Genomic DNA, 26,944 nt, shown 5'->3' on the forward strand with positions numbered 1-26,944 from the left:
CGGCTGAACGGGCGCACCGACTCGTAGCCGGTGATCGAGTACAGGTTGATCTGGCCCAGGCCCCAGCGCAGGCGCGCGCTGCCGCCGGTGGCGTGCAGGGTCTGCTCGTTGACGCCGTCGGTGTAGGCCTTCTCGGGATCGAAGCCGTCGACCAGGTCGTTGGTGCCCGGCTTGATGATCGAGGCGCGGAACAGGCGCGCGCTGCCCTTCAGGTCGCGGCCATGGAAGTTGAACAGCGCGCTGAAGTCCTTGTGCGGCTGGTACAGCGCCTGCACGCGCAGCGCGCGGTCGTCATAGCCTTCCAGTTCGCCGGTCTTGCCGGTCGGGACCTGGTTCTTGACCCAGTCGTCGCGATGCTGGATCTGCGCCGAAATGCGCGCGGCCCAGTCGCCGGTCAGCGGCACGTTGGCGGCGCCTTCCAGGTTCATCGTGCCGTAGGTGCCGTAGGAGACGTTGAGGTAGCCCTCCTGGCGCTGCGACGGCTTGACCGAGTCGAACTTCACCACGCCGGCCGGCGTGTTGCGGCCGTAGAGCGTGCCCTGCGGGCCGGCGACGACTTCCACCGCGGCCAGGTCGAAGGCCGGGAAGCCCTTGAGGATCGGGTTCTCCTGGACCACGTCGTCATAGACCAGCGAGACCGGCTGGGAGGCGTTCAGGCGGAAGTCGGTGTTGCCGTAGCCGCGGATGTAGAAACGCGGGAAGGCGCGGCCGAACGAGGATTCGATGTTCAGGCTGGGCACGCGGCCCGACAGGAAGCGCACGTCCTGGCCGGCGGAGTTCAGCACGTCCAGCTTCTCGCCGGAGATCTTGGTGACCGCGTTGGGCACTTCCTTGATGTTCTCGACGCGGCGTTCGGCGGTGATGGTCACCGTCTCCAGCTGGCCTTTTTCCTTGGCGGGGGCGTCGGCCTCCTGGGCCAGCGCGGGCCAGGCGAGCACGGCCAGCGACACGGCCGCGGCGGCCTCGCGCAGCGCCGGACGGGCGGCGCGCTGGGTGGCGAATCGATTCATGAAGAAGCTCCGGGAAGGATGGAAAACCGGGGGGCGTCAACTGCAAGACCAAGGGGTAACCCGGTTCACAGATGGCAAAAATGTGAGCGCGCGGTGGCACGGTGGACGCGAATCTAGCAAGTTCGTCATCAACCCGTCACCCTGCGCACCATCGTGGTGCAGTATGTGTTGTCCAAACACTGCAACCGGCCGCCGCTCGCCCGGATGGGCGCTGGCGGCGCGTCCAAGCAGCCCGGCGTGGTGCGCCGTCCGGCCTGTCGCGCGAGGACCGATCCCCCGTTGCTGCCAACTTCGGAAGGAGGCTTTGCGATACTGCCGCCCTCTTCCGGGGACCCTCTCATGCGTTTCATCACCCTCAATCTCAACGGCATCCGTTCGGCCGCCACCAAGGGCGTGTTCGACTGGCTGCCGCCGCAACAGGCGGACGTCGTCGGCGTCCAGGAGCTGAAGGCACAGGCTGACGTCGTCGAGGCGCAGTTCGCCGGCTACGACACCCTCAGCGGCCACTTCCATTACGCGCAGAAGAAGGGCTATTCGGGCGTGGGGCTCTACACGAAGGAAACCCCCAGCGACGTCATCGTCGGCTTCGGCAGCGCCGAGTTCGACCACGAGGGCCGCTGGATCGAAAAGCGCTTCGACAAGCCGGGCCGCAAGCTCTCGCTCATCAGCTGCTACTTCCCCAGCGGCTCCAGCGGCGAGGAGCGCCAGGCGGCCAAGTTCCGCTTCCTCGCGGAGATGTACCCCTACCTGATGGCGCTGCGCGCCGAGCGCGAATTCATCCTGGTGGCCGACGTCAACATCGCCCACAAGGAGATCGACCTCAAGAACTGGAAGGGCAACCAGAAGAACAGCGGCTTCCTGCCCGAGGAACGCGCCTGGATGACCAAGCTGCTGGAGCAGGACGTGGGCCTGGTCGACGTGTTCCGCACGCTCAACGACAAGCCCGAGCAGTACACGTGGTGGAGCAACCGCGGCCAGGCCTGGGCGAAGAACGTGGGCTGGCGGCTGGACTACCACCTCGCCACGCCGGGCATGGCGCACCTGGCGCAGCGCGAAGCGATCTACCTCGACCAGCGCTTCAGCGACCACGCGCCGCTGACCATCGATTACGACTTCAAGATCTGAGCCTCAGTCCACCTGCGCGCCCGAGGCCTTCACGACCTTGGCCCACTTCGCCGTCTCGCTGGCGATGAGGGCGGCGAACTCCGCGCTCGAGCCGCCGCCGGCCACGGCGCCCTGGCTCGCCAGGCGCTCCTTGATGAGCGGCATCGCCAGCGCCCTGGCCGCCTCGCGCTGCACGCGCGCGACCTGATCCGCCGGCTGCGAGGCCGGCGCCAGCAGTCCGAACCAGGACGAGGCCTCGAAGCCTTTCAGCGCCGGCAGGCCGCTCTCCGCCACGGTCGGCAGCTCCGGCAGCGCCTCGCTGCGGGTCGCGCTCGTCACAGCGATCGCCTTCAGCTTCCCCGACCGGATGTGCGGCAGCGCCGACGGCAGGTTGTCGAACATCAGGTCCATGTTGCCCGCCATCAGGTCCAGCAGCGCCGGCCCGGAACCGCGATACGGGAAATGGACCATGTGGGTGCCCGTCAGGCTCTTGAACAGCTCGCCCGCGAGGTGGATCGAGGTGCCATTGCCGCTCGAGCACATGTTCAGCTTGCCCGGATTCGCCCTGGCCACGCGCGCCAGGTCCGCGACGCTGGCGATGCCGTACTTCTGCGCATTGGCCGGATTCACCACCAGCACGTTGGGCACCGCCGCGACCAGCGTGATCGGCGCGAAGTCCTTCACCGGATCGAAGGGCATCTTCGGATACAGCGACTGGTTGATCGCATGCGTGCCCACCGTGCCCATCAGCAGCGTGTGGCCATCGGTGGCATGCGCCACGTCGGCCGAGCCGGTGTTGCCGCCCGCGCCCGGCTTGTTCTCGACGATCACCGCCTGCCCCAGCGCCTTCTGCAGCTCGGGCGCCATCGCGCGGGCAAGCAGATCCGTGGTGCCGGCGGGCGGGAAGGGCACGACCAGCCGCAGCGGCCGCGACGGCCAGCCCGGCGAGGACTGCGCATGGACCAGGCCCGGCAGGACAGCGGCGGACCAGGCGGCGGACCAGACAGCGGACGAACGCGCGAGCAACGCGCGCCGGTTCAGCAGGCTCATGGGGCGTCTCCTCGTGATGATCTCGATGAAGGCCCGCCGCGCCGCTACGCGGTCTCGGATCCCTCGGGCGGTTCCGGGCCCAGGATGGTCTGCAGCTGCACGCGCTCGGAGCTGCAGGCGGCATCGAAGTCGGCCTCGATCTGGATCAGCGCCTGCGCGTCGCCGGCCTCGACGGTCACGATGCCGCGCGCGCGGTTGCGGCCCTGCGACTTGGCGGTGTAGAGCGCCATGTCGGCCCAGTTGACCGCCTGTTCCCAGTGCAGCGCGAGCTGCGCCGGCGGCAGCGGGAAATGCGCGAAGCCGATCGAGCAGGTGACGCGCAGCGCGCCCGCGGCGGTCTGCACCGGCTGGCCGCCGACGATGAACAGGACGCGCTCGGCCAGCAACTGCAGCTGATCCGGCGCGACGTTGCGCGCGAAGACGAGGAACTCCTCGCCGCCCCAGCGCACGACCAGGTCCTCGGCGCGCACCGCCTGCGCGATGCGCCGCGACACCTCCACGATCACCGCGTCGCCGGCCGCATGGCCATGGCGGTCATTGACGTGCTTGAAGTGATCGATGTCGATCATCAGCAGCGCACCGGTGAACATGTCCTTCGCATGGCGATCCATCACGGCCAGGAAGTGGCGCCGGTTGGCGAGGTCCGTCAGCGGATCGCGCTCGCTCTGCGCGCGCAGCAGGCTCTGGTTCGCCTTGAGCTTGCGGTTGGCCTCGCGCACGCGCGCCAGCATCACGCCGAGCAGCAGCAGCGACAGCCCCGCCAGCGCCACCAGCCCCACGCCGACGTACTGCGCCAGGCGCCGGTTGCCGAGCTCGCGGTCCTTCAGCGTCTGCTCGCGGCGCAGCAGCTCCAGGTCGCGCTGCTTGGCCTCGCTGTCGTACTTCAGGCGCAGCTGCTGCAGCGAGGACTCGCGATTGCGCCGCGCCGTCTCGGCGCTCAGCGCGCGCTCCTCGTGATAGAGCCGCAACGCCTCCTTCCACTGGCCGACCTTGGCGTAGGCCTCGCCGAGCTCGCGCAGCTGCAGCGCGCGGCGCACCGGATCGAAGTCGCCTTGCGCGAACTCGACGACGCGGGCGATCTCGCGCTTGGCCGCGTCGAACTGGCGCAGCTGGACCAGCGCCACCGACAGGTTGTGCCGCAGCGTGCGCTCCACCGTCTGGTCGCCGTAGGACTGCACGACCGGCAGCGCCAGGCGGGCGAGCTGCACCGCCTTGGCCGGCTGGTCGGTGTGGATGTAGACGTCGAGCAGGTTGTTCTGCAGCAGCGCGACATCGCGCCGCGCGCCGGCCTGCCCGGCCAGCCGCAAGGCTTCCTCGAGCGTGGTCAGCTGCGTCGCGCGGTCCCCGCGGCGCGACGCGATCATCGATTCGTACATCCTGGCGCGGCTCATCGCCGAGACATCGCCCTGCGCGAGCTGCCAAGCCTGCGCCATCCACTGCTGCGCGGCGGCGGGTTCGTCGCGCACCTGGCTGTTGACGGCGAGCGCACCCAGCATCGAGCCGATCGCGTTGTGGTCCTGCAAGGCCTGCGCCCAGGCCAGGCCCCGCCGCAGCGAGGCGTCGGCGAAGGCGTACTCGCCGCGCGCGCCCTGGGCTCGCGCGATCAGGCGCAGCGCCTGGAACGCGACCCGCGCGTCGCAGCCCGGCGGCACCGTCTGGTTCTGCGGCGGCGGGCAACTGGGCGTGAGTTCGTCGAGCGCCTGCTGCGCCATCTCCCCCGAACGCCCCGTCTGGCCGAGCCGGTCCTGCAACTCCGCCAGCAGCATGCGCGCCAGCGGCCTGCCGTTCGGGCGCGTCTCCAGCTCGGCCGCCAGGCGGCGGACCTCGTCGGCGCGGCCGGCGGACGCGTCGATGCGGCCGAGCACGTACTCGACATGCATCCGCTGCGCCGCATGCGCCGGATCCGCGAGCAGCGCGCGCACCTGCTGCGCCGCCTTCTCCGGCTCGTTGTAGCCGTAGCGGTCCAATTCCGCGAGCTGCGCGTCGAGCGCGCGATCCGGGATTTCTGCGCCGGCGCTCGCGGCGGGCGTGGCCGCCGGCGCCGCGGACGCCTCCGCCGCGAAGGTCAGCGCGCAGGCCAGCGCCCAAGTCAGCGAGAGCGCGCCGAACAAGGCCGGCAAGCCGCGAGAGAAGCGCCGCGACCTCATGCGCGCCCTTCCTGCACCGGTCCGAGCAGGCTCACGAGCTGCACCTGCCCCTGATGCCAGGCCGATTCGACCCGGCCCGCCAGCGCGAGCAGCTGATCACGGTCGCGCGCCTGCATCGCCGCGACCCCATAGGCCTTGTTGCGGCCATGGGCCTTGGCCATGTACATCACCGTGTCGACGAGGTCGATCGCGCGCTCCCATTCCAGCGTCAGGTCATGCGGCGCCATCGGGAAGCTCGCGAAGCCGATCGACGCGCTGATCGGGATGCGCAGCGGGCCGTGATCGACCGGCTGGGCGCCCATCTGGTCCAGCAGCCGCTGGCCGAGCTGGCGCGCGTCCTCGGTCGATTCGGACTTCACCAGGATCAGGAATTCCTCGCCGCCCCAGCGCACGACCAGGTCCTGCTCGCGCAGCACGCCGCGCAGCCGGCGCGCCACCTCCACCAGCACCGTGTCGCCGGCCGCGTGGCCCCACTGATCGTTGATGCGCTTGAAGTGGTCGATGTCGATCAGGAACAGGCTGCCGCGCAACCCGCCCGATTCGCGCGTGAGCTCGACGATCGCCTGCTGGAAATGGCGCCGGTTGGCCAGCCCCGTCAGCGGGTCGCGCTCGCTCTGCACGCGCAGCGACTCGTTGGTCTGCGCCAGCGCCGCATTCGTGCGGCGGATGCGCCGGTAGGCCAGCGCCAGCAGCGCGCCCGACAGCAGCACGCAGCCGCCCACCTCGGCCCACAGCTTGAGCTGCAGGTCGCGGGTGCGGATCTGCTCGCTCTTGAGGCTGTTGTCCTGGTTGAGCAAGCGGATCTCGCGCTGGCGCTGCTGGTCCTCGTAGCGGGCCTGCGCCTCCAGCACGGTGCGGCGCGTTTCGTCGCGCAGCACTTCGTCGAATTCCTTGCGCGAGCGGTGGTACGCATCGACCGCGCCGGCCAGGTCATCGAACTTCTCGAGGTAGCCGCCCAGCTCCAGCCAGGCATCGGCGGTGTAGCTGCCGGCCTCGCGCTGCGCGTCCATCGTGATGGCCTGCAGCACGTCGCGCTTGCCTTCGTCGAGCCGGCGCAGCCCGATCTTGGCGATGCCCATGTTGTGCCGCGCCAGGATCTCGGTGGAGATCTCGCCGACCTCGTGCGCCAGCGCCAGGCTTTGCGTCGAGAGCTCCAGCGCCCGCGCGTAGTTGCCGCTGCGCAGCTCGTAGTCCGCCAGGTTGCCCAGCGCGAGCGCCTGCAGCGACGGGGCCTGCGCCTCGCGCGCGTACTGCAGCGCCTGCTCGCGCGCCTGCTGGCTGATCCTGGGGTCCTCGTCCTGCGTGTGGACGATGCCCAGGATGGTGTGGATCGAGTACATCAGCACCGGATCCGGGTCCTGTTGCGCGGTCTGCAGCGCCTCGCCCGCGGTGCGCTTGGCATGGTCGACCTGCTGGCTGCGGAAGTAGTTGAACGCCAGCGTCGCCTGCGTGATCGCGGCCCGCCAGCGCGAATCCATCGCGCGCGCCTGCTCGAGCGCCTTCAGGCCGCTCTCCACCGCGGCGTCGACCTCGCCGTAATCGCCCTGCATGTAGGCCAGCAGTTCGGTCGCGCGCCACAGCAGCCGCCGGTCCGCCTTGGCCGCCTCGATCTCCTGCAGCCCGCCCAGCAGCCGCACGCCGGCGCCGAGCTCGCCATTGGCCTTGAGCCACTGGGCCTTGGCCAGCATCAGCGCGAGCGGCACCTGCGCGCGCACCGGCGAGTCCTCGGGCCAGGCCTTCAGCGCCTCGAGCGCGGCCTCATGGCCGCTGCGGTCGCGCAGCTGCGCGAGCAGGGCGGCCCGCTGGCTCAGCGCTTCGAGCCGCTCGGCGCTGCCAGCCGCGGCGCGCGCCTCGATGGCCTGCAGCTCGCGCAGATGCTCGCGCGGATGCGCCTGGCCGACGCGCTCCTGCTGTTCGAGCTCGCCCTGCAGCGCGCGGTCGGGGACGCCGCTGCCGGCCGCGGCGGCGCCGGGCGTGGCCGCCTCGCGCGGCCCGCAGCCCGCGAGCAAGGGCAGCGCGAGGGCGAGCGCGAGCGCGGCCGCGGCCATGAAGGCCGTCTTCCGCGCGGTGTCCGCTGCTCTCAACTCTCCAACCTTGCTCATCGTGTCGAAGCCGGTTTGTACGTCTCGTTACGGGTGGTCCAGACGTGTGGATCGCGTCAAGCGTGCACGAGTTCGCGCCCGTGCCTGCGCCGTGGGGTCAGTCCGTGCGTCCGCGCCGCAGCAGCGCATGCAGCAGGATCGCACCGAAGGTGGCGGTGCCGATGCCGCCGAGCGTAAACCCGCCCAGCTTGAGCGTGAAATCGCCGGTGCCGATCACCAGCGTGATCGCGGCCACCATCAGGTTGCGGGGGTCGCGGAAGTCGACGTGATGGTCGACCCAGATGCGGGCGCCGGCGATCGCGATCAGGCCGAAGACGACGATGCTCACACCCCCCATGACGGCCAGCGGGATGGCCTGGATCAGCGCGCCGAACTTGGGTGAGAAACCCAGCACCAGCGCCATCAGCGCGGCGAAGACGAACACCGCCGTCGAGTAGATGCGGGTGGCGGCCATCACGCCGATGTTCTCGGCGTAGGTCGTGACACCGGTGCCGCCGACCGCGCCACTGGCGATGGTGGCCAGTCCGTCGCCGATGAAGGCGCGGCCCAGCAGCGGCGACATGTCGCGGCCGGTCATCGCGCTGACCGCCTTGAGGTGGCCCAGGTTCTCGGCCACCAGGATCAGCGCCACCGGCGCGATCATCAGCATCGCCTTCGAATCGAAGACCGGCGCATGGAAGCCGGGCAGCCCGAACCAGGGCGCGGCGATGACCGCCGAGAGGTCGATCGGCTTGCCCAGGCCGAAGCCGTTGGTCAGCAGCGCGTAGATCAGGCTGGCCTGGATCAGGCCGGCCAGGATCAGGAGCCGCTGCAGCATGCCGCGCGCGTGCACCGCGACCAGCGCGACGCTGATGAAGGTCGCGCCCTGCATCCAGGCGTCGAAGGCGGCGGGCGCCATGTTCTTGATCGGCACGGCGGCCAGATTCAGGCCGATCACCGCGACGACCGCGCCGGTCACGACTGGCGGCATCAGCCGTTCGACCCAGGCGCTGCCCGATGCCGACACCAGCAGCCCGATCAGCGTGTACAGCACGCCGCAGGCGATGATGCCGCCCAGCGCGAGCGGCAGATTCGGATTGGGGCCGCTGCCGCCGTAGCCGGTGGCGGCGATCACGACGCCGATGAACGCGAAACTCGAGCCCAGGTAGCTCGGCACCCGTCCGCCGGTCAGGAAGAAGAACAGCAGCGTGCCCACGCCGCTCATCAGCACGGCGACATTGGGATCGAAGCCCATCAGCAGCGGCGCCAGCACCGTGGCGCCGAACATGGCGATCACATGTTGCAGGCCGAGCGCCGCGGTCTGCGGCCACGACAGGCGTTCATCAGGGGCAATCGCCTTCTCGGGGCCGACGGTCACCGGCCGCCAGCGCATCAACCACGCCATGGACTTTCCTCAATGGATTCAACCATCGAGTGTACGAAGGGCCCATGGCCGCGCCACTCCGGGCATATCCCGTGACCGCGCGGGGCGGGGACGCTTGACGCGGCGGCGTGGAGGCGTCAGCGCGAATGGATCAGAACAGCACCAGGTCGCGGTTGTGCCGGGGCAGCATGCGCAGCAGGCGCCGCCAGGACACCCAGGCACGCCACAGCGCACCGCCGAAGACCAGACTCAGGATCAGCAGGATGGTCATGATGGACTCTCAAGACAGGGGGCGAGGAAGATTTCGCACGTCCGTGCGAATTCGGTGGAAACCTGAGAGCGGGCGGACGGCATGGTGGCCTTCAGGCTGGGGTTCGGGGAGCGGAAGCGGGCGCCCCGCGATTCGCGTCCAGCAGCAGCGGCGCCATCAGACGGCGATAGCTGGTCCAGGCCCGGCTGACGGCGTCCGGTGTGCGCAGGAACCGCACCTCGCGCACGAGCGCGGTGAACAGCCCGTCGAGCTCGAAGATCAGCTGGTCCAGGTCCGCATCCGCGCGCAGTTGACCGGCATCCTGCGCCTGGACCAGCGTGCGGCGCAGCGTCGAGCGCCAGCGGCGTACGCCGTCCAGCAGACGGTCGCGCATCGCGTCGTCGCGGTCGTCGTACTCGAAGGCGCCCGCGACGTAGAGGCAGTTGCCATGCGGGCCGCCGACGCGGCCCAGCCAGGCGCGCACCATCGCGTCCATCCGAGGCAGACCGCGGGGCTCGCGCAGCGCGGGCAGGATGACCTCCTGCTGGAAGGTCTTCTCGAAGGCGTCCAGCACCGCGCACTGCAGCGCCTCCCGCGAGCCGATGCGCGAGAACACGCCGCTCTTGGACAGATTCAGCCGCTTGGCTACCTCGCCGATCGACAGGCTGTCCAGGCCGTCCAGGCGCGCCATCTCCAGCGCGACATCGACGATGGCGCTCTGCGTCAGTTCGCTGCGGGCGGTCTTGGCTTCCATGCGGCGCAATTTAGCACGGTCGTGCGAACCATGCAGGGCGCCCGAAAGGCGCAGACGCCGAACGGGTTATTCGCCGGCGGGCGGCGTAGCGCCCTCGCCCGCATCCGGGCGGCCGTCCTGCGGCGCGGCTTCGCCAGCGATCGGCGGCCGGCCGCGGCGCGGCGCGGGCGAAAGCGCCGGCTTGATGCCGCGGCGCTTGAGCGCCTCGCGCAGCAGCAGCTCGATCTGTGCGTTGGACGAGCGCAGCTCGATCGCGGCCAGGCGCTCGATCTCCTCCCACAGCGCCGGATCCAGGCGCAGCGGGAACTGCTTCTTCGCGGGACTGGCCATCTGCGCTTCGCTGCTCAGTTGTAGAGGGTCCCCGCGTTGACGATCGGCTGCGTGTCCTTGTCGGAACACAGCACCACCAGCAGGTTGGACACCATCGCCGCCTTGCGCTCGTCGTCGAGCTGCACGATCTCGCGCTCGCTCAGACCCTTGAGCGCTTCCTCGACCATGCTGACCGCGCCATGCACGATCTTCTTGCGGGCGCTGATGATGGCCTCGGCCTGCTGCCGGCGCAGCATCACCTGTGCGATCTCGGGCGCATAGGCCAGGTGCGTGAGCATCGCCGTCTCGACGCCGACCCCCGCCGGCTGCAGCCGCGCCTGCAGCTCCGCGATCAGCGCGGCCATCACCTCGTCGGAGCCGGCCCGCAGCGTGGTCTCGCGGGCGCCGAGGTCGTCGCCCTCGTCGTAGGCGAACTGCGAGGCCAGATGCCGGATCGCGGCCTCGGCCTGGATGCTGACGTACTGCTCGAAATCGTCGACCTCGAAGACCGCACGCGCCGTGTCCTCGACGCGCCAGACGACGGCGGCGCTGATCTCGACCGGATTGCCGCGCTTGTCATTGACCTTCAGCGTCGGCGCGTCCAGATTGCGCGCGCGCAGCGACAGGCGGCGCTTGATCATCAGCAGCGGCACCGTCCAGCGCAGGCCCGACACGCGGTCCGTGCCGACATAGCGACCGAACAAGGTCAGCACGCGGGCCTCGTTGGGCTGCTGGATGTAGAGGCCGGTGAGCAGGACCACGCCCGCCGCCACCAGCGCCCCCTGCGCCGCGCCGATCGCCTCCGGCCCAAGTGCGAAGAGGCGCCAGCCCGCGAAGGCCAGCAGAGCCAGTGCGATCAGCAGCGCGGCATAGCCGTTGGCCGCGCCTGCGCGGCGCTCGATCGGTGTCGTCGCGCTGCGCGGCGGGACATTCTTCGGGACTGCAGTCGTGCTCATCACCTGGCTCCTCCAAAAGGTGATATCACTTTATGCGCAAGGGGCGGAGAAAGGCAAGCGCTTTCCCAGAATGCAGAAAGCGCCCGCGAGGGGCGCTTTCATCGTGGCGGCTGGCGTCGTGCGCCGCTGCGGGCTCACTCGCCCTTGCGCGCCTTCGGCAGCAGGAAGTTGGCGACGGCGATGCAGCGCTGGCCCAATTCCTCCTCGCTGACGCGCAGGCCGAAGCCGGCCATCGACGGCGAGGTCAGATACCGCCCGCCGATCGCGACGGTGGGCACGCCATCGATGTTGTAGCGGTCCTGCAGCTTGGCGGCCTGCTGGCACTTGGTGCTGACGCTGAAGGAGTTGAAGGTCTCCTTGAACTTGGCCGGATCCACGCCCAGCGGCGCCAGGAACTTGGCCATCGAATCGGCGTCGGTCAGGCTCTGGCCGCCGCGGTGGATCGCGTTGAAGATGGCCGGACGCGTCTGCGCCTCCTTGCCCATCTCCTCCAGCGTGTAGAACAGCTGCTGGTGGATCTTCACGTTCGCGCGGAACGCCACGTGAACCTTGCGGAACACGACGTCGGCCGGCAGCTGCTTGGCCCAGGCTTCGATCGTCGGCTCGAAGACGTAGCAGTGCGGGCAGCCGTACCAGAAGAACTCGATCACCTCGATCTTGCCCGGCGCGCCGCCCGGCACGGCCGTGGTCAGGCGCTGGTACTGGCGGCCTTCGATCGGGCCGCCCTGCGCCAGCGCCGGAGCGCCGTTCAGGAGCAGGCCGCCGCCAGCGGCGGTCGACAGGGCCGTGAGGGCGGTGAATTCGCGACGCTTCATCTTCGATTCCTTGTGTGTTCCGCTGCGGCCGGCGCCGCATTGGCCGGCCATCCTAGAAAAACTGGCTTAGGACGGGATTAACCGCCCTGGCGCGCTCAGCGCTGGATCGCGACCAGATTGGCCTCGATGCCGGCGCCTTCGAGCTTCTTCTGCTGCGACTCGGCCTCGTCGCGGGAGTCGAACGGCCCCAGGCGCACACGGAACACCGTGCGGCCGGACTGTTCGCGCTCCATCACCTTGGCCGAGAAGCCCTGGATCGCGAGCTTGGCGCGCTGCTGCTCGGCGTCCTCCATGCGCGTGAAGGCGCCGGCCTGGACGAAGAAGCTGCCGCGCGAGCCATCCGGGCGCGCGCCATCGGCGCTGCGGGTCTCGGCCGGGCGCGCTTCGGGCTTGGCCGACGGGACGGGCGCCGCGGCGGGCGAACGCTCGGCGGGGCGGCCTTCCACGGCCGGCGCGGGCGTCGTGCCGGCCGTGACCTGCGGCGCCGGCGTCACCGCTGGCGTCTGGGGCGCGGGCGCTGGCGTCACGACACCGGAGGCGGCTTTCGTCGTGCGGCCGGCCAGCGGCGCGTTCGGATCCCAGTTCTTGTTGCGCTCGGCTTCCTGGGCGTCCTGCTCCGCGGTGCGCTGCGGCAGCTTGTTGACGAAGGGCACCGGCGCCTTGGTCACGTACAGGGCCACGCCCAGCGCGATCCCCAGTCCCAGCAGCAGGCCCACGATCAGGCCCATGGCGAATCCGCCGCGCTGCTTCTCTTTGCTCATTGCTGCTCCTGCGAGTCACGTTCCATCGCGTCCGGGGCCGACACCCCCAGCACCGCCAGCGCGTTGCGCATCACCTGGCGCGTCGCGGCCAGCAGCGCCAGGCGCGCGCGCGTCAGGGCCGGGTCGTCGCCCAGCACGCGTTCGGCGCCATAGTAGCTGTGCAGCGCGCCGGACAGGTCGCGCAGATAGAACGCCACGTCGTGCGGGGCCAGGTCTTGCGCCGCCGACGCCAGCATGCGCGGATAGTCCGCCAGCTTCGCCATCAGCGCGTACTCGGTCGGCGCCGTCAGCAGCGCGGCGTCGGCCGCGGCCACCTCGGCCTCGCCATGGCCCTGCTCGGCGCCCTTGCGCAGCACCGAGCAGATCCGCGCATGCGCGTACTGCACGTAGAACACGGGGTTCTCGTCATTGGCCTTGAGCGCGAGGTCCACGTCGAAGACGAACTCGGTGTCGGCCTTGCGGCTGATCAGGAAGAAGCGCACCGCGTCGCGGCTGGTCCATTCGATCAGGTCACGCAGCGTGACGTAGCTGCCGGCGCGCTTGGAGATCTTGACCTCCTCGCCACCCTTCAGGACCGTGACCATCTTGTGCAGGACGTAGTCCGGGAAGCCCTGCGGAATGCCGACGCCGGTGGCCTGCAGGCCGCCGCGCACCCGGGCGATCGTGCCGTGGTGGTCGGTGCCCTGGATGTTGATGCACTTCGAGAAGCCGCGCTTGAACTTGTTGACGTGGTAGGCGACGTCGGGCACGAAGTAGGTGTACGTGCCGTCGGACTTGCGCATCACGCGGTCCTTGTCGTCGCCGTACTCGGTCGAGCGCAGCCACAGCGCGCCGCCGTCCTCGTAGGTCTTGCCGTTGGCGATCATGCGCGCGACGGCATCCTCGACCTGACCGCCCGTGTACAGCGAGGACTCGAGGAAGTAGTTGTCGAAGCGCAGTCCGAACGCCTGCAGGTCCAGGTCCTGCTCATGGCGCAGGAAGGCCACCGCGAACTGGCGGATCGACTCGAGGTCCTCGGGATCGCCCGACGCGGTGAACTCGCGGTCGTCGGCCTTCACCGTCTCCTTGCGCATGAAGGCGTCGGCGATGTCCTGGATGTAGTCGCCGTTGTAGAAGTTCTTGCTGTCCGGATTCTCCGGATCGGTCGGCCAGATGGGGTCGCCTGGCTTGAAGCCCTGGATGCGCAGCTGCGTGCTGCGGGCCAGCGTGCCGATCTGCACGCCGGCGTCGTTGTAGTAGAACTCGCGGCTGACCTTCCAACCCTGCGTCGCGAACAGCTGGCAGAGCGAATCGCCCAGCGCCGCCTGGCGCGCATGGCCGACGTGCAGCGGCCCGGTCGGGTTGGCCGACACGAATTCCACCAGCACCGAGGTATCGCGCGCGGGCTGGTGGCCGAAGCGCGCGGCGGCGGCGAAGACCTCGCCGACCACGGCCTGGCGCGCGGCCGGCTTGAGACGGATGTTGATGAAGCCCGGGCCGGCGATCTCCAGCGCGTCGACCCAGCGCTCGAAGGCCGGCTGCGCCTGCAGCTGGGCGATCAGCGTCGTCGCCAGCTCGCGCGGATTCTTCTTCAGCGCCTTGGACAGCTGCATCGCGGCCGTGCAGGCGAAGTCGCCGTGGGAGGCTTGCTTGGGGGTCTCGAAGGCGGCCACCGGCGCGGCGGCGATGAGGCCGGCGTCGACGGCCTCCTGGCTCAGGCCCTGGAGCACGGTGCCGAGGGCGGCGAGCAATTCCTGCTTGGCTTGGATCATGGGGCCGCATTTTAGGGGCCGTCCCCTGTAAGAGCCGGTGAGCCCCCCCTTGCCGAGCCCCTCCCCCTGGGGCAGGATGCCCCTCCGATGAGCGCCTCCAGCGATTCCCGCCCTTCCGCCTTCTCCGACTCGACGCTCGGCGGTCTGGCCGACCTGCCGGCGCAGATCGGCAAGTACCGCGTGCTGCGGCGGCTGGGCGAGGGCGCCACCAGCGACGTCTTCCTGGCGATGGACGACTTCAAGGGCCAGGAGGTCGCCATCAAGCGCATGCGCGCCTGGTCCGGAGGCGGCCGCTCCGAGGAGGACACGCTCAGCATCCGCTTCTTCGCCGCCGAGGCCGCGCTGGCGGGCCGGCTGCAGCATCCGAACGTGGTGCAGATCCTGGACGCGGTGCAGGACGGCGACCTCCCGTATCTCGTCATGGAATTCGTCCACGGCGTCACGCTGAAGCACTTCTGCCGCAATGACCGGCTGTTGCCGCTGGATCAGATCGTCGAACTCGGCTTCAAGTGCGCGATGGCGCTGTCCTATGTGTTCCGCCAGGGCGTGGTCCACCGCGACATCAAGCCCGCCAATCTGCTGGCGGTGCTCGACAGCCAGGGCCAGGTCACCGACGTCAAGGTCAGCGACTTCGGCAGCGCGCTCAACCTGAACGCCGACATGACGCAGGTGCATCGCGTCGGCTCGCTGGCCTACATGCCGCCCGAGCAGATCGAGGGCGGCGACGTCGGCGCGCAGGCCGACATCTACGCGCTGGGCGCGGTGCTCTATCACCTGGTCAGCGGCCGCGCGCCGTTCGACGCGCCCAACCAGATGGCGCTGATGCATCAGATCTACCACCAGGCGCCGCAGCCGCTGGCGGGCCAGCGCGGCGGGGTCACGGCGGAGCTGGACGCGGTCATCCAGCGTGCGCTGGCCAAGCATCCGCACGAGCGCTATCCGGACTGGGAGGCCTTCGGCGGCGCGCTGTCGGAACTGGTCGCCAAGCAACTGGTGCCGCTGGCGCGGCTCAACGAGGTCAAGGACTCGGAGCGCTTCAACCTGCTGCGCGGGCTGGAGTTCTTCGCCGGCTTCGGCGACGTGGAGCTCTGGGAAGTGGTGCGGCGCGCGCGCTGGCGCCGCTATCCGCTGGACTACCTGCTGTTCAAGAAGGGGCAGGAAGGCAACACCTTCCACATCATCACGCAGGGCGAGGTCGAGGTGTGGCGCGAGGGCGCGCTGGTGGCGACGCTGGGCACCGGCACCTCGGTCGGCGAGATGGCCTACCTCGCGCCGAATCCCGATCTGCGGCGTCACAGCACCGACATCCGGGTGACCCAACTTTGTACAACGGTGTCCTTCACGCCGGAGTCGCTGGGACAGCTCAGCCCGGAGTGCCAACACCGCTTCGACCGCGCCTTCATCCAGGTGCTGGTGCGGCGGCTGCATCTGGCGCATGAGGCGCTGGCCTCCCCGCGCCGCATCCTGTGAGTCGGTGACCGACTCGTTCAGGGAAGGCGCCGCCCCGTCGCGGTCAACTGCTGGCAGTCAGTCATTCTCTTGACGGGCGTCAACCGCTATTGAGAGCCGCTCGTTGGTGTGCTCCACTGCCCGAGAGGTCTTTCCCAACCCCGTAGCCCCCTGAAGGAGAGAGTGATGACACGACTGACCCCGATCTCGCTGATCGCCGGCGCGATGCTGGCCCTGGCCTCGCTGGGCGCGCATGCCGCGGACGACGCCAAGCCGAAGAAGGAGCCCACCGCGCAGCAGCAGCGCATGAAGACCTGCAACGCCGATGCCAAGGCCACCGGCAAGAAGGGCGACGAGCGCAAGGCCTTCATGAGCAGCTGCTTGAAGGGCGAGACCGCCGCCGCGTCGGCCCCGGCCATGACCGACCAGCAGGCCAAGATGAAGACCTGCAACGCCGACGCCAAGGGCAAGACCGGCGACGCCCGCAAGGCCTTCATGAAAGACTGCCTCTCAGCCAAGTAACACACCACGCGACGCTGCATCGGGCGCTCCGCGTTGTTGCAAATCCTCGCCATAGCGCTGCTATGGCTGCGGTTTGCGCCTAGCGGAGCACCCGATGCAGCGCCGCGTCACTCGGCCGAGGTCGTGCAGCGCCCGCCTCACCCCGACGAAGTGGGCAGATTCAACCGGCCGAGAAAGTCGGGAGGCTCATTTGGTCAGGACACCGCGCGCGAGCATCACCGCTGCGATCGGAATCAGCATCAGCAGGTGGGCCTGGATCATGACCAGGCGTCGCGTCGCGCGCACCTCAGCATCGCTCGGCAGACCAGCACCGCCGTCGAGGGCCTTGACCCAGCGGCGATAGGTCAACGTCGGCTTGATCGAGATGAGACCGATCACCACGAACAAGCCGAACTTCACGTGCAGCAGCGGCTGGCCCCAGTACCAGCCCAGCCCCTTGATGCCCCACCAGGTCCGCGCGAATCCGGTGAGCAGCACCGCAACCGCGGTCATGCCGTAGATCATGTCCAGCCGCGACAGCCGGCGCACGACCGCCGCGTTCATCCACTCGGTGCGGCATAGCGCCGCCTGGCTCGACAGGAATACGACCAGGCCGAGGATCGCCAGGATGTGCAGGCCGGCGAGCAAGGCTTCGAGCGTCATGGAGTCTCCCAGGTGGTGGCGCGCGCCCAGTAGTCGGGGCTGCCGTGATGTTCCTTCAGGAAGTCTATCCACAGCCTCACCCGCAGCGGCAAGTGCTTGCGCTGCGGCAGCATGGCGAAGATGCCGTTCGGCGGCGCAGCGAACTCGTCGAGCACGCTGACCAGCTCGCCCGCGCGGATCGCGCCGGCCACTTCCCAGGTGCTTCGCCAGGCCAGGCCCAGGCCCTGACGGCACCAGTCGTGCAGCACCTGGCCATCGCTGCAGTCCAGCCGGCCCGTCGGGCGCAGGTGCTGCACCTGACCGTCGATGCGGAAGGCCCAGCCGCGCGTCTGGCTCGCGTCGGAACTCAAGGTCAGGCACTCGTGCCGCAGCAGCTCGGATGGATGCCGGGGCGTGCCGGCCCGCTTGAGGTACGACGGCGCCGCCACGCACAGCCGCCGGTTGTCGGCCAGCCGCATGCTGATCAGGCTGGAATCGCTGAGATCGCCCACACGCACCGCGCAATCGAAGCCCTCGTTGACGATGTCGACGACGCGATCGCTCAGATTCAGAGACAGGCTGACCTCCGGATGCCGCGCAAGGAAAGCCGGCACCAGCGGCGCGACATGGCGCCGGCCAAAGCCCGCCGGCGCGGTGATCCGCAGATGACCGCTGGCCTGGATGCCGCCAGCGCTGACGCTGGCCTCGGCGCTGGCGAAGTCAGCCAACAGGCGCTGGCAGTCCTCAAGGAAGGCCGTGCCCTCATGCGTCAGCGTCAGCTTGCGCGTGGTGCGCAGCACCAGCTTCACGCCAAGCCGCGCCTCCAGCGCATCGAGGCGGCGACCCATCACCGCCGGCGCCACGCCCTCGGCCTGCGCCGCAGCCGTCAGGCTGCCCTTGGTCGCGACCAGCACGAAGGACTCGATCTGTTTGAGGCGGTCCATGGCGGCGATTGTGGGTCCGTTGCGCCGCCAGAAGCAATGAATGGAGACCCTAGTCCGCCCCATTCATGCAGAAAAGTCAGGGATCTCCGACCAGGGCTGACATGAATCGAACGGCCGCCGCACCCTACAGTCAACGCATCCGGATCCTGCCGGGATCCTTGTCCGCATCCCCTTTCATCGTCCTTTTTCCGCCATCAGGGAGTCCTCATGAGCGCACGCAGCCCCCACCATCGCCTCCAGGTCGACGCCGCCCTGGCCCGCTTCATCGAGACCGAGGCCCTGCCCGGCACCGGCATCGAGCCGGGCGCGTTCTGGCAAGGCTTCGACGCGCTCGCGCATGACCTGGCCCCGAAGAACGCCGCGCTGCTGGCCGAGCGCGACCGGCTGCAGACCGAGCTCGACGGCTGGCATCGCGCGAATCCCGGTCCGATCCGCGACATGGCGGCCTACCAGGACTTCCTCAAGCGCATCGGCTACTTGGTGCCGGTGCCGGCGCACGCGCAGGCGACCACCACGAATGTCGATGCCGAGCTGGCGACCCAGGCCGGCCCGCAGCTGGTCGTGCCGATCCTGAATGCCCGCTACGCGCTGAACGCGGCCAACGCGCGCTGGGGCTCGCTGTACGACGCGCTCTACGGCACCGACGTGATCCCGGAGACCGACGGCGCCGAGCGCGCCGGCGGCTACAACCCGGCGCGCGGCGCCAAGGTGATCGCCTTCGCGCGCCAGGTGCTGGACCAGGCCGCGCCGCTGGCGGGCGCCTCGCATGCCGATGCCGCCGGCTACCGGGTGGAGGGCACGGCGCTGGCCGTCGCGCTGAAGGACGGCCGCACGGCCGCGCTGGCCGACCCCGCGCAGTTCATCGGCTACCTGGGCGATGCCGCCGCGCCGACCGCCCTCCTGCTGCGCCACCATGGCCTGCACCTCGAGATCCAGATCGACCGCGCCTCCGCGATCGGCAAGAGCGACGCCGCCGGCGTGGCCGATGTGCTGATGGAATCGGCGCTGTCGACCATCCTGGACCTGGAGGACTCGATCGCCGCCGTCGACGCCGAAGACAAGCTGCTCGCCTACCGCAACTGGCTGGGCATCCTGCGCGGCTCGCTGACGGAAGAAGTCAGCAAGGGCGGCCGCAGCTTCGTGCGACGCCTCAATCCCGACCGCGTCTACAAGGCGGCGAGCGGCGGCGATGACGTCGTGCTGCCGGGCCGTTCGCTGCTGTTCGTGCGCAATGTCGGCCACCTGATGACCAACCCGGCCATCCTGCTCGACGGCGGCCGGGAGATCCCCGAAGGGATCATGGACGCGGTCATCACGACCTTGATCGCGCTGCACGACCTGAAGCAGCTGTCGGGCTCGGGCCTGCGCAACTCGCGCCAGGGCTCGATCTACATCGTCAAGCCCAAGATGCATGGGCCGGCCGAGGTCGGCTTCGCCAACGAGCTGTTCGGCCGCGTCGAGCAGTTGCTGGGCCTGCCGGCCTCGACGGTGAAGCTGGGCATCATGGACGAGGAGCGCCGCACCAGCGTGAACCTGGCCGCCTGCATCGCCGCGGCGCCGAGCCGGGTGGCCTTCATCAACACCGGCTTCCTGGACCGCACCGGCGACGAGATGCACACCGCGATGCTGGCCGGTCCGATGCTGCGCAAGGGCGACATGAAGACCAGCGCCTGGATCCAGGCGTACGAGCGCAACAACGTGCTGGTGGGCCTGAGCGCCGGCCTGCGCGGCCGCGCCCAGATCGGCAAGGGCATGTGGGCGATGCCGGACCTGATGGCGGCGATGCTGGAGCAGAAGATCGCCCATCCGAAGGCCGGCGCCAACACCGCGTGGGTGCCGAGCCCGACCGCCGCCACGCTGCACGCGCTGCATTACCACCAGATCAGCGTCGCGCAGGTCCAGCAGCAGATCGAGGCCGAGGCACCGTCCGTCGATCGCGCCGAGTTGCTCCAGCGCCTGCTGACCATCCCGGTCGCCGCCGACCCGTCGTGGTCGGACACCGAGAAGCAGCAAGAGCTGGACAACAACATCCAGGGGATCCTGGGTTACGTCGTGCGCTGGATCGACCAGGGCGTCGGTTGCTCGAAGGTGCCGGACATCAATCAAGTCGGTTTGATGGAGGATCGGGCAACGCTGCGCATCTCCAGCCAACACGTCGCGAACTGGCTGGCGCACGGCGTCGTCACTGAACAACAGGTTCGCGCGACATTCGAACGGATGGCAGCGGTCGTGGACACCCAGAACGCGGGGGATCCGAGTTACGAGCCCATGGCCGGGCACCCTGAAAGCATGGCCTATCAAGCGGCCTTGGATCTGGTGTTCAAGGGCCGCGAGCAGCCGAGCGGCTATACGGAGCCGCTGCTTCACGCGTGGCGGCAGAAGCGCAAGGCGGCAACCGGCGCCTGACCCTGCACCAAATGTGGTGCGAAAGGCGGCTATCCGCTGCCATTCGCGCTCATCGTGCAGCGTACGTCCCCCGCAATCTGGCGATCCCTCAGGGATCGCCTTTTTCTTGGGCGCATCGATTTCTTCGCCCCGCCTCTGCCCAAGGTTTGGGCAAGGCCGGTGTTTCAGCCTGTGACAGACGCCGGTGAGAAATGACACCCCCCATCAATCATGGAAAGTCCTTAGGGGTGGACCCGAAGGCCTCGGGCAATTCCTGTTCCTTAAAGTTTCTTCACCTTCCACTGCGCTCGGTAACTAAAAGTTGTTGGGCGCATCCTTCTCTTTTGCCATTCACGGAACAGGCATGCCCACTTCTCCTTCCCTCCGCCAAATCAGCGTGGCCGCAGCGATCCTCGCGGCCTCGGTCGGCGCCGCGCATGCGCAAGAAGCGCAACAGCTCGAACGCATCGAAATCACCGGTTCCGCGATCAAGCGCTCCATCAGCGATGAAGGCGCCCTGCCCATCACCGTGCTGAAGGCCGAGGAACTGCGCGCTTCGGGCGTGGCCAGCGTCGAGGCGATCGTCGAACTGCTGTCGTCCAGCCAGTCGAGCAACACCGGCTCCAACTCGATCGGTTCGAGCACCGGCGGCGCGACCTACGCCAACCTGCGCGGCCTGGGCACCAACAAGACCCTGGTCCTGCTGAACGGCCGCCGCATGACGGCGTTCGCCTTCGGCGCCAACGCGGTCGACCTGAACTCCATCCCCTTCGCCGTCATCGACCGCGTGGAAGTGCTGCGTGACGGCGCGTCCGCCGTGTACGGCACGGACGCCATCGGCGGCGTGATCAACTTCATCACCAAGTCCAACTTCCGCGGCGGCCAGGCCGTGCTCGAACTGAGCAACCCGCAGGAAAAGGGCGGCAAGAAGGAAGGCGCCTCGCTGACCTTCGGCTTCGGCGACCTGGAGAAGGACCGCGTCAACTTCTGGGCCTCGCTGGACAAGCGCCGCACCGACCGCATCCGCGCGCTGGACCGCGATTTCGCCAAGACCGGCATCATCCCGTCGCGCGGCGTGGCCGGCAGCTCGCCCACCACCTTCCCGGGCAACTTCACCCAGGGCAACCTGTCGGGCAACCCGTCGGCCCCGGACTGCAAGGGCCCGCTGTCGGTCGTGAACCCGACCAACAACAAGGTCTGCATCTTCGACTTCAGCTCGACGATCGACATCGCCCCCGACGTGGACCAGACCACGCTGGCCGGCCGCGCGTCGGTCAAGATCGGCGACAACCACGTGCTGTCGCTGGACGCGATCTCGACGAAGAACGACAACACCGCGCGCGTCGCGCCGGACCCGGTGTCGGCCATCACGATGCAGCCGAGCAACCCGTTCTTCCCCCGCAACTACCCGGGCATCGACACGACCAAGCCGATCAGCGTGGGCTGGCGCATGGTGCCGGCGGGTCCGCGAACCAACGGTTCGCACTCGACCGCCGAGCGCGCCGTGGCTGACCTCTCGGGTGTGATCGCCGACTGGGACTACCGCGCGGGCGTGCTGTATTCGAAGAGCACGGCCAATGACGCCGCCGTCGACGGCTACGTCAACGCCCCGTTCGTGCGCGCCCAAGTCGCCGCCGGCAACCTGAACCCGTTCGCCGACGCGACCCCGGCTCAACTGGCCATCATCGAGCAGGCCAAGCGCCGCGGCGTGTTCGCCAACGCGATGGGCGAAACCCAGAGCGCCGACTTCCGCGCGTCCAAGGAGATCTTCGACCTGCCCGGCGGCCGCGCCGCGCTGGCCGTCGCTGCCGAGTACCGCAAGGAAAAGTACAAGAACGACACCAACGACGACGTCGTGCTGGCGATCCCGTCGGCGGGCCGTTCCGCCAACCACGTCGGCGGCGACCGCAACGTGAAGGCCATCGGTGTCGAACTGCTGCTGCCGCTGCACAAGATGGTGGAAGTCCAGCTGGCCCTGCGCCGCGACGACTACTCGGACGCCGGCGCGACGACCAACCCCAAGGTCGGCATCCGCTTCCAGCCGATCAAGGAACTGGCGCTGCGCGGCTCCTACAACACCGGCTTCCGCGCCCCTGGCCTGGACGACCTGTACGCCCCGCAGACCGTGACCTTCTCGTCCGGCGCCAAGAACGACCCGCTGCTCTGCGATGCCCAAGGCAACCCGATCAACGGTGGCGTGAAGAGCCGTGACTGCCAGTCGCAGCCGCAGGTCCAGAACGGCGGCAACCCGGACCTGAAGCCGGAGAAGTCCAAGACCTTCACGCTGGGCGTGGTGGTCGAGCCGATCAAGGCGCTGACCATCTCGGCCGACTACTGGAACATCAAGCTGCGTGACCAGATCAGCGTCCTGCCGATCGACGTCATCTTCGCCGACCCGACCCGCTACGCCGCCAACATCGTCCGCTGCAACACGCTGCCGGCCGACGTGCAGGCCAACCTGCAGCGGTGCGGCGGCCTGGACCTGAACAGCAACGCCATCGGCTACGTGGTCCAGACCAACGCCAACATCGGCCGCGTCAAGACCGACGGTATCGACTTCGCCGTCGCGTACTCCACCGGCCTGGGCGCCTGGGGCAACCTGGGTCTGCAGTACGAGAGCACCTACGTCCACAGCTACAAGTACCAGACCAACCCGTCGGGCGACTTCATCCAGAACGTCGGCGTCTACAAGGACGGCAGCCCGGTTCTGCGCTGGAAGCACACCTTCTCGGCGGCCTGGGCGCTGAACAACTGGAGCTCGCGCCTGGCGATCCGTCACCAGAGCGGCTACCGCGACCAGAACGATCCGACGACCGTGGTCGGCGGCCCGTCGTTCTACGGCAACGTGGACACCTACACGCTGGTCGACCTGTCGGGCACCTACAAGTTCAACAAGTCCACCGCGCTGACGCTGGGCGTGAAGAACCTGTTCGACACCGACCCGTCGTTCTCGAACCAGTCGACCCGCTCGCAGCGCGGCTATGACCCCCGCTACTCGGACCCGATCGGCCGCGCGTTCTTCCTGCGCGCCAGCTACGGGTTCTGAGTTCCCGGTCCGACGGACGATCGGCGGCCTCGCGCCGCCACACAAAGGCCCGCTTCGGCGGGCCTTTTTCATTGTGGCCGCGCTGGCCGGCAGCCCCGGCGGAGTTCTCACGGCCGTCGATGCCCTGTCACCTAGGCGATATCCCTAGCCGGAAGGCGAAGTCGTGTTGCCAATGTGATACGGCTTGTTGCCGGTGAGCAACGTGCCGCAAAGCCGGCGCCGCCTTTTCATGTCAGGGAAGACACCAAGCCTGCCACCTCCGTCTGCGACAGACAAATCGGCCTCGAAATGGCCTCCGTCATAGGCATGCCGCTGGTCATGGGGGCAAAAAGGCATCCCCACCCCCACAAGCTTGAGTCAGCCACCTGCACTCAATTGGGAGGAACCCGTGACAGCACGTTCTTCTCGTTAATTGACACTGTTTTCACATTTCCGCCGGCTCCCCATGGAGCGGCTCTCGGGCACCCCACGCGATCAGAAAGAGCGTCCAAGGACAAGGGCAGGCCGGCGGTTTGGTCAACGCTTTCCCACGAGGAGTGCTCCATGTTCCAACGCCGTTCGATCAGCATTGCCGCCTTGGCATGCCTGAGCGCCTATTCCGTCGCGGGCTTCGCCCAGAACGCCTCCGCCCCGCAGCAGCAGCTCGAGCGCGTCGAGGTGACCGGCAGCCGCATCCTTTCCGCCAACGCTGAATCCGCAGCGCCCATCCAGGTCATGACGGGCGCCGAGATCGCGGCGTCGGGCGTGGCCAACCTGCAGGAACTGCTGCTCAAGAGCCCGGTGTTCGGCACCCCGGCCATCAGCCGCACCAACTCCAACTTCTCGACCTCCAGCGCCGGCGTCGCCACCATCGACCTGCGCAACCTGGGCTCCAACCGGACCCTGGTGCTGGTCAACGGCCGCCGCTACGTGGCGGGCGTGCCGGGCTCCAGCGCGGTCGACCTGAACAGCATCCCGGCCGACTTCATCGAGCGCGTCGAAATCATGACCGGCGGCGCCTCGTCGACCTATGGCTCGGACGCCGTGGCCGGCGTGGTGAACATCATCCTCAAGCGCAACTTCCAGGGCGTGCAGCTGGATGCCCAGTACGGCAAGAGCCAGAAGGGCGACGACGAGAAGAAGAAGTTCACCGCCACCTTCGGTGTGAACACCGCCGACAACCGCGGCAACATCATGGTGAACCTGTCGGGTTCGCGGCAGGGCGCGGTGTACTCGCGCGACCGCGCGATCTCCGCGGTGGACCAGTACTCGAAGGCGCTGGTGGAGACCGGCGATCCCGCCGACCTGTTCACGCCGACCCGGCCGTTCTATTCGAGCTTCGTGCCGCAGGGCACCTTCTCCTACTGGACGCCGGAAGTGACGGCGGGCAAGGGCCCGGTCAAGCACAGCTTCACCTACGACGCCAACCACAACGAGATTGCGCCCTCCACCAATGGTCCTGACGGTGACGGCGTCGGCGCGACCGGCTTCAACCGCTCGGCCTACCGGACGATCGCTGTCCCGACCGACCGCCTGATGCTCGCCACCAAGGGCGAGTACAACATCACCGACCAGCACACCGCGTTCTTCGAAGGCAACTACGCGTCGACGAAGACCAAAACGCGCCTCGAACCGTTCCCGCTGGACGCCGCCGCCCAGGTCTTCAATGGCCAGGGCGGCGTGACGCCGGCCGAGTTCATGGTCAACGGCGTGAAGGTCCGCAACCCGCTGGTGCCGGACACCATCTACAACAACGCCATCGACACCAACGGCGACGGCCTGAAGGATTTCACCTTCACGCGCCGCATGTCCGACGTGGACGTCCGCAGCAGCAAGGCCGATCGCGACACGCTGCGTCTGATGACCGGCATGAAGGGCGAGCTCGGCAAGAGCTGGAACTACGACACCTACATCGGCTACGGCTTCACGAAGGAAGGCCAGACCGGTACCGGCCAGGTCAACGTCCTGAACCTGCGCAACGCGATGCAGGTGATGACGGACGTCAACGACGTCAACAACAACGGCAACACGACCGAGGTGATCTGTATCGACGCGGTCGCGCGCGCCCAGGGCTGCGTCCCGGCCAACGTCTTCGGCGCCAACACGCTGAGCCCGGCGGCGGCGGCCTACATCAACGCGCCGTCGTCGCTGAACACCAAGACCACGCAGACCCTGGCTGGCTTCACACTGACCGGTGAACCGATCGAACTGCCGGCCGGACCGCTGGGCATCGCGTTCGGTGGCGAGTACCGCCGCGAGGCCTCGAGCACCGAGTTCGACGTGCTGACCCAGACCGGTCTGAACGCCGGCAACGCGCTGCCCAACACCTCGGGCTCCTTCAACGTGAAGGAACTGTTCCTGGAAGCCCGCGTGCCGCTGCTGAAGAACCTGCCGCTGGTCAAGCAGCTGGACGCTTCGGCGGCCGTGCGCCAGGGCCGTTACTCCAGCGTGGGCAATACGACGAGCTGGAACACCGGCGTGGACTGGGCGCTGAACACGACCTTCCGCGTCCGCGCGAACTACTCCGCCTCGACCCGCGCGCCCAACATCGGCGAGCTGTACCAGGCGCCGAGCCAGACCTTCCCGACCGGCCTGGTCGACCCCTGCATCGGCGTGAAGGCCACCGACACGTCGGCGACCGCGGTGAACTGCCTGAAGGATCCGGGCGTCGCGGCCAACGTCGCGGCCAACGGCAGCTTCGTGCAATCGCAGGCCGACCTGCAGGGCGTGTCCGGCTTCGACAGCGGCAACCCCAACCTGAAGGCGGAGAAGGGCCGGTCGTTCACGCTGGGCTTCGTCGTCACGCCCAAGGATCTGGTGAAGAACCTGGCGGTGACGGTTGACTATTACCGCATCAAGATCAAGGACGCCATCAACACCCCGGGACGCCAGTACGCCCTGGACCAGTGCTACAGCGGCGCGAACACGTCGTTCTGCCAGTACATCACCCGCCGCGCGACGGCGGCCGGCGCCAACAGCGCGGGCTCGCTGGAGTTCATCAACGAAACCTCCGCCAACACCGGCGGCGACTTCGTGGAAGGCATCGACCTGACCGCGACCTATGCCACCCGTCTGGGCAACGGCATGTTCAATTCGCGTCTGGCCTACACCTACATGAAGAAGGCCTACAACAAGGCGACGCCGGACGCCGAGGAGAACCGCTTCGACGGCGAAGTGGGTCAGCCCAAGCACCGCTGGCTGCTGAACCTGGGCTACAACTACGGCGATTTCGGCATCGTGGCGACCACGACCTACATCGGCCAGTCCTACCTGGACGACCAGTTCTTGAAGTCGAACGAGATCGAAAAGAAGTGGGGCAAGGTGAAGGAGAAGGTCTACCTGGATCTGCAGGGCACGTACCAGATCACGAAGCGCTCGCAGGTCTACCTGGGCATCGACAACGCGCTCAACACCAAGCCGGCGCCGATCATCACCGGTCTGCCGGGTAACGTGACCGGCAACGAAACCGCGACGATCTACGACCCGATCGGCCGCCGTTACTACGTCGGTCTGCGCTACAGCCTGTAATCGGACTGGATTCCGGAAGGCGGCTCACGCCGCTTTCCGATTCGTCCGATCACGCGACGCCTCCCTCGGGAGGCGTTTTTCATTCCCGCGCCGCCGCG

General features: G+C 68.5%; 19 protein-coding genes. 6 read left to right on the top strand and 13 right to left on the bottom strand.

Going from position 1 to position 26,944, the window contains the following annotated elements:
• On the bottom strand, window positions 1-1,010 hold a 1,010-nt coding region (locus tag ABDW61_RS00005; protein ID WP_343634921.1), incomplete at its 3' end, for a TonB-dependent receptor plug domain-containing protein.
• Between the two features lie 339 nt (window positions 1,011-1,349).
• Between ABDW61_RS00005 and ABDW61_RS00010 the strand changes: the two genes are divergently transcribed.
• Complete coding sequence (locus ABDW61_RS00010; protein WP_343634923.1) at window positions 1,350-2,135, top strand: exodeoxyribonuclease III; 786 nt, start codon at window positions 1,350-1,352, stop codon at window positions 2,133-2,135.
• A gap of 3 nt (window positions 2,136-2,138) precedes the next feature.
• Here ABDW61_RS00010 and ABDW61_RS00015 read toward each other — a convergent pair whose 3' ends face one another.
• From ABDW61_RS00015 to argS, 10 genes are all read right to left on the bottom strand, one after another.
• The gene (locus ABDW61_RS00015) at window positions 2,139-3,164 is read right to left on the bottom strand and encodes a tripartite tricarboxylate transporter substrate binding protein (RefSeq protein WP_343634925.1); all 1,026 of its coding nucleotides are present in this window, start codon (window positions 3,162-3,164) and stop codon (window positions 2,139-2,141) included.
• A 44-nt stretch (window positions 3,165-3,208) separates the two neighbouring features.
• The gene (locus ABDW61_RS00020; RefSeq protein WP_343634927.1) at window positions 3,209-5,311 is read right to left on the bottom strand and encodes a GGDEF domain-containing protein; all 2,103 of its coding nucleotides are present in this window, start codon (window positions 5,309-5,311) and stop codon (window positions 3,209-3,211) included.
• Window positions 5,308-7,413: a diguanylate cyclase gene (locus tag ABDW61_RS00025; RefSeq protein ID WP_343634929.1), complete on the bottom strand. Its 2,106-nt coding sequence runs from the start codon at window positions 7,411-7,413 to the stop codon at window positions 5,308-5,310. The genes ABDW61_RS00020 and ABDW61_RS00025 overlap by 4 nt, the downstream gene beginning before the upstream one ends.
• Window positions 7,414-7,510: 97 nt before the next feature.
• Complete coding sequence (locus ABDW61_RS00030) at window positions 7,511-8,797, bottom strand: solute carrier family 23 protein (RefSeq protein WP_343634931.1); 1,287 nt, start codon at window positions 8,795-8,797, stop codon at window positions 7,511-7,513.
• A 341-nt stretch (window positions 8,798-9,138) separates the two neighbouring features.
• Window positions 9,139-9,780 carry a TetR/AcrR family transcriptional regulator gene (locus ABDW61_RS00035; RefSeq protein WP_343634933.1) on the bottom strand — a complete coding sequence of 214 codons (642 nt, stop codon included), beginning with the start codon at window positions 9,778-9,780 and terminating at the stop codon, window positions 9,139-9,141.
• Between the two features lie 66 nt (window positions 9,781-9,846).
• Window positions 9,847-10,110: a hypothetical protein gene (locus tag ABDW61_RS00040; RefSeq protein ID WP_343634935.1), complete on the bottom strand. Its 264-nt coding sequence runs from the start codon at window positions 10,108-10,110 to the stop codon at window positions 9,847-9,849.
• A 14-nt stretch (window positions 10,111-10,124) separates the two neighbouring features.
• Window positions 10,125-11,045: an SPFH domain-containing protein gene (locus ABDW61_RS00045; RefSeq protein ID WP_343634937.1), complete on the bottom strand. Its 921-nt coding sequence runs from the start codon at window positions 11,043-11,045 to the stop codon at window positions 10,125-10,127.
• Between the two features lie 134 nt (window positions 11,046-11,179).
• Complete coding sequence (locus ABDW61_RS00050; protein ID WP_343634940.1) at window positions 11,180-11,860, bottom strand: thiol:disulfide interchange protein DsbA/DsbL; 681 nt, start codon at window positions 11,858-11,860, stop codon at window positions 11,180-11,182.
• Between the two features lie 95 nt (window positions 11,861-11,955).
• Window positions 11,956-12,621 carry an SPOR domain-containing protein gene (locus ABDW61_RS00055; RefSeq protein WP_343634942.1) on the bottom strand — a complete coding sequence of 222 codons (666 nt, stop codon included), beginning with the start codon at window positions 12,619-12,621 and terminating at the stop codon, window positions 11,956-11,958.
• Window positions 12,618-14,372 (bottom strand): arginine--tRNA ligase, encoded by a 1,755-nt coding sequence (gene argS, locus ABDW61_RS00060; protein WP_343634944.1) that lies wholly within the window; start codon window positions 14,370-14,372, stop codon window positions 12,618-12,620. Before argS ends, ABDW61_RS00055 begins: the two co-directional genes overlap by 4 nt.
• 87 nt (window positions 14,373-14,459) lie before the next feature.
• On the opposite strand from argS, the gene ABDW61_RS00065 reads away from it, so the two are divergent.
• Both ABDW61_RS00065 and ABDW61_RS00070 read left to right on the top strand, forming a co-directional pair.
• Window positions 14,460-15,842: a serine/threonine-protein kinase gene (locus tag ABDW61_RS00065; RefSeq protein WP_343634946.1), complete on the top strand. Its 1,383-nt coding sequence runs from the start codon at window positions 14,460-14,462 to the stop codon at window positions 15,840-15,842.
• Between the two features lie 165 nt (window positions 15,843-16,007).
• The gene (locus tag ABDW61_RS00070; protein WP_343634948.1) at window positions 16,008-16,343 is read left to right on the top strand and encodes a PsiF family protein; all 336 of its coding nucleotides are present in this window, start codon (window positions 16,008-16,010) and stop codon (window positions 16,341-16,343) included.
• Window positions 16,344-16,529: 186 nt separating this feature from the next.
• Here the strand turns inward: ABDW61_RS00070 and ABDW61_RS00075 are convergent, their stop codons facing one another.
• The gene (locus tag ABDW61_RS00075) at window positions 16,530-16,985 is read right to left on the bottom strand and encodes a DUF2214 family protein (protein WP_343634950.1); all 456 of its coding nucleotides are present in this window, start codon (window positions 16,983-16,985) and stop codon (window positions 16,530-16,532) included.
• Window positions 16,982-17,908 (bottom strand): LysR family transcriptional regulator, encoded by a 927-nt coding sequence (locus tag ABDW61_RS00080; protein WP_343634952.1) that lies wholly within the window; start codon window positions 17,906-17,908, stop codon window positions 16,982-16,984. Before ABDW61_RS00080 ends, ABDW61_RS00075 begins: the two co-directional genes overlap by 4 nt.
• A 207-nt stretch (window positions 17,909-18,115) precedes the next feature.
• Here ABDW61_RS00080 and ABDW61_RS00085 point away from each other — a divergent pair, with 207 nt between their 5' ends.
• The 3 genes from ABDW61_RS00085 to ABDW61_RS00095 all read left to right on the top strand — a co-directional run bounded on the left by ABDW61_RS00085 (window position 18,116) and on the right by ABDW61_RS00095 (window position 26,846).
• Entirely contained in the window at window positions 18,116-20,314 is a 2,199-nt protein-coding gene (locus ABDW61_RS00085) for a malate synthase G (RefSeq protein WP_343634954.1), read from the top strand.
• A gap of 376 nt (window positions 20,315-20,690) precedes the next feature.
• On the top strand, window positions 20,691-23,339 hold the full coding sequence (locus ABDW61_RS00090) for a TonB-dependent receptor (RefSeq protein WP_343634956.1): 2,649 nt from the start codon (window positions 20,691-20,693) through the stop codon (window positions 23,337-23,339).
• A 543-nt stretch (window positions 23,340-23,882) separates the two neighbouring features.
• Entirely contained in the window at window positions 23,883-26,846 is a 2,964-nt protein-coding gene (locus ABDW61_RS00095) for a TonB-dependent receptor (protein WP_343634958.1), read from the top strand.
• The last annotated feature ends 98 nt before the right edge of the window (window positions 26,847-26,944 follow it).

The sequence above is a fragment of the Roseateles sp. genome (genome assembly GCF_039595595.1).
In the GTDB taxonomy this organism is placed as follows: domain Bacteria; phylum Pseudomonadota; class Gammaproteobacteria; order Burkholderiales; family Burkholderiaceae_C; genus Roseateles.

Coding starts and splice junctions, on each gene's coding strand:
- ABDW61_RS00010 (WP_343634923.1), top strand. CDS start 1,350: ATGCGTTTCATCACCCTCAATCTCAACGGCATCCGTTCGGCCGCCACC.
- ABDW61_RS00015 (WP_343634925.1), bottom strand. CDS start 3,164: ATGAGCCTGCTGAACCGGCGCGCGTTGCTCGCGCGTTCGTCCGCTGTC.
- ABDW61_RS00020 (WP_343634927.1), bottom strand. CDS start 5,311: ATGAGGTCGCGGCGCTTCTCTCGCGGCTTGCCGGCCTTGTTCGGCGCG.
- ABDW61_RS00025 (WP_343634929.1), bottom strand. CDS start 7,413: ATGAGCAAGGTTGGAGAGTTGAGAGCAGCGGACACCGCGCGGAAGACG.
- ABDW61_RS00030 (WP_343634931.1), bottom strand. CDS start 8,797: ATGGCGTGGTTGATGCGCTGGCGGCCGGTGACCGTCGGCCCCGAGAAG.
- ABDW61_RS00035 (WP_343634933.1), bottom strand. CDS start 9,780: ATGGAAGCCAAGACCGCCCGCAGCGAACTGACGCAGAGCGCCATCGTC.
- ABDW61_RS00040 (WP_343634935.1), bottom strand. CDS start 10,110: ATGGCCAGTCCCGCGAAGAAGCAGTTCCCGCTGCGCCTGGATCCGGCG.
- ABDW61_RS00045 (WP_343634937.1), bottom strand. CDS start 11,045: ATGAGCACGACTGCAGTCCCGAAGAATGTCCCGCCGCGCAGCGCGACG.
- ABDW61_RS00050 (WP_343634940.1), bottom strand. CDS start 11,860: ATGAAGCGTCGCGAATTCACCGCCCTCACGGCCCTGTCGACCGCCGCT.
- ABDW61_RS00055 (WP_343634942.1), bottom strand. CDS start 12,621: ATGAGCAAAGAGAAGCAGCGCGGCGGATTCGCCATGGGCCTGATCGTG.
- argS (WP_343634944.1), bottom strand. CDS start 14,372: ATGATCCAAGCCAAGCAGGAATTGCTCGCCGCCCTCGGCACCGTGCTC.
- ABDW61_RS00065 (WP_343634946.1), top strand. CDS start 14,460: ATGAGCGCCTCCAGCGATTCCCGCCCTTCCGCCTTCTCCGACTCGACG.
- ABDW61_RS00070 (WP_343634948.1), top strand. CDS start 16,008: ATGACACGACTGACCCCGATCTCGCTGATCGCCGGCGCGATGCTGGCC.
- ABDW61_RS00075 (WP_343634950.1), bottom strand. CDS start 16,985: ATGACGCTCGAAGCCTTGCTCGCCGGCCTGCACATCCTGGCGATCCTC.
- ABDW61_RS00080 (WP_343634952.1), bottom strand. CDS start 17,908: ATGGACCGCCTCAAACAGATCGAGTCCTTCGTGCTGGTCGCGACCAAG.
- ABDW61_RS00085 (WP_343634954.1), top strand. CDS start 18,116: ATGAGCGCACGCAGCCCCCACCATCGCCTCCAGGTCGACGCCGCCCTG.
- ABDW61_RS00095 (WP_343634958.1), top strand. CDS start 23,883: ATGTTCCAACGCCGTTCGATCAGCATTGCCGCCTTGGCATGCCTGAGC.